Source organism: Halorubrum sp. SD612, assembly GCF_002135005.1.
The window spans coordinates 1-2,212 of sequence record NZ_NEWI01000138.1 but is presented as its reverse complement, the minus strand read 5'-3'; the positions used below and the strand labels follow the sequence as shown (position 1 = coordinate 2,212).

Here is a 2,212-nt window from a genome sequence, read left to right as displayed (position 1 = left end):
CCCAGTCCGCCTCGCCCTTGAAGAGCTCCGGGAACGCCGCCGGAATCGAGACGTTCCGGTCGTCGTCGGGTTCGCCCGCCTCCAAGAGCAGGACCGTCGTCTCGGCGTCGGCGGTGAGTCGATTCGCGAGGACGCACCCCGCCGACCCGGCGCCGACCACGACGTAGTCGTATTCCGTGTCTGTCATAGACTAACGTGTGAGGGGACACCACTTAAACGGATCAGCGAGTGCGGGGTCGCCCGGGTCACGGCGAATATGACGGGACGGGCCGGAGTCGAAGCCGACGGGGGCGCGCTAGTGCGTCGTCCACCCGCCGTCGATCGAGAGGTTGACTCCGGTGATGTACGAGGCCTTGTCCGAAACGAGGAACGCCGCCGGTTCGGCGACCTCTTCCGGTTCGGCGATACGGCCGATCGGCGTCTGACTGAGGACGAACTCGTAGAAGGAGTCGTCGTTGAGCTCGGACTCAGTCATCTCGGTCTCGACGAAGCCGGGGCAGATGCTGTTCACCCGGACGCCGGCGTCGGCGTAATCGACGGCCGTCGTTCGGGTGAAGTTGACGACAGCGCCCTTCGCGGTCGCGTACGCGGCGGTCTGGGGTCCCCCCACGAGCCCGAACACCGACGCGACGTTGAGCACCGCTCCCGAGGACTCGCGCAGGTACGGCATGGCCGCGCGGGTCCCGTAGATAACCCCGTTGAGATTGATCTCTAACAGCTTGTGCCAGTCCTCGATCGACGTCTCCTCGACCGTTCCGGTGAGCCCGATACCGGCGTTGTTCACGAGGATGTCCAGCCCGCCGTGCTCGTCGACCGTCCGTTCGACCAGCGACTCGACGGACTCGTACGACGAGACGTCGCACTGGACGAACGAACAGCCGAGCTCCTCGGCGGTTTCCCGGCCCGTCTCCTCGGTCCTGTTCGCGATCACGACCGACGCCCCTCGGTCGACGAGCTCCGCAGCGATGGCCCTCCCGATGCCGGCCGAGCCGCCTGTGACGATCGCCGTCTTTTCGCTGAGCATATTTACTCGGTTTCGTGTATATTTTGTATTTCTTTCGGAATACTGATACTCATATGCGCTTCCCTCGTTTCGTTCCGCCGGGAATCCGCCCGACGGTTGAAGGACGAGGCGACCGCGCTCGGGGCGTCAAACCCGCCCTGACGCCCGCGTACAAATTGCGATCCGCCGGGGGCTGGCGGCGGCCGACGCGTGCGAGCGGGCCGCGGCGGCGTCGGCGCACACCGTGCGCCGTTCGACGGCGTTATGCCTCGCTGTCAGAGTCGTTACCCGTGAACATAGACACCGTCCGAGACGCCTGGACGAACCGGGCGGGCGAGTACTCGCCGACGTACTACGCGCACTACGGGCCCAACGAGACGAGCGAACTGATCCGCGAGGCCCTCGCCGCGCGGCTCGACCGCGACGCGGCCGTCCTCGAACTGGGGTGCGGGTCGGGCCGGCACCTCGAACACCTCGCCGACGCCGGCTTCGAGGACCTCTCGGGCGTCGACATCAACGCGGAGGCGTTCGAGACGATGCGCGACGCCTACCCCGAACTCGCCGCCGAGGGGACCTTTCACCGCGGCCCGATAGAGGACCTCGTCGGGGAGTTCGACGACGGCGCGTTCGACGCGGTGTACTCGGTGGAGACGCTCCAACACCTCCACCCGGACGTCGAGGGGGCCTTCGCGGAGATAGCGCGGATCACCGACGAGGTCCTCGTCACGGCCGAAATCGAGGGCCCGATCGGCGAGTCGGCGTCGACTGGTCCGGACGTGAACTACGTCGACGACGAGACGCCGCTGTACTACCGGGACTGGGGCGAGATATTCACCTCGCTGGGGCTCGTCGAGGTCGACGTGGTCCGCGGGGACAGGGACACGACGCGGACCTTCCGCGTCTCGGACTGACCGGCGGCCTCGGCGGGAGCGGTACGGACCGGGGCGACCCGGCTCCCCGGCCTCCCGCGCGACTTTTACCCGCGAGCCGACTAGCCCGACCACATGGCGACTCGCGAGGCCCTCTGGGGGTACCGGAACCGGTTCGGCGACGCCTTCGGGCGCACCTACTTCCGACGCTTCGGGCCGGGGGTCGTTTCCAGCGTCGGGATCGGGACGTAACTCGGCGAGCCGACCCCCGAAGTCGACGGCGGCTAGCTCGAGTCGATCGGACTGGGGCTACGCTCGGGAGTGAAGCATGTATAAACCG

General features: G+C 67.3%; 3 protein-coding genes and 1 pseudogene. 2 read left to right on the top strand and 2 right to left on the bottom strand.

The annotated features are described in order from the left end of the window. Window positions 1-187, bottom strand: a 187-nt coding sequence (locus B9G38_RS18325; protein WP_198945699.1) for a lycopene cyclase family protein, incomplete at its 3' end; no start/stop codon positions are given. Between the two features lie 108 nt (window positions 188-295). After that, window positions 296-1,024 (bottom strand): SDR family NAD(P)-dependent oxidoreductase, encoded by a 729-nt coding sequence (locus tag B9G38_RS13290; RefSeq protein WP_086220672.1) that lies wholly within the window; start codon window positions 1,022-1,024, stop codon window positions 296-298. A gap of 269 nt (window positions 1,025-1,293) precedes the next feature. Here B9G38_RS13290 and B9G38_RS13285 point away from each other — a divergent pair, with 269 nt between their 5' ends. Further along, complete coding sequence (locus B9G38_RS13285) at window positions 1,294-1,914, top strand: bifunctional 2-polyprenyl-6-hydroxyphenol methylase/3-demethylubiquinol 3-O-methyltransferase UbiG (protein ID WP_086220671.1); 621 nt, start codon at window positions 1,294-1,296, stop codon at window positions 1,912-1,914. 93 nt (window positions 1,915-2,007) lie between these two features. Then, a pseudogene (locus B9G38_RS17870) lies at window positions 2,008-2,157 on the top strand (aldo/keto reductase); the annotation flags it as partial. Window positions 2,158-2,212: the final 55 nt, after the last annotated feature.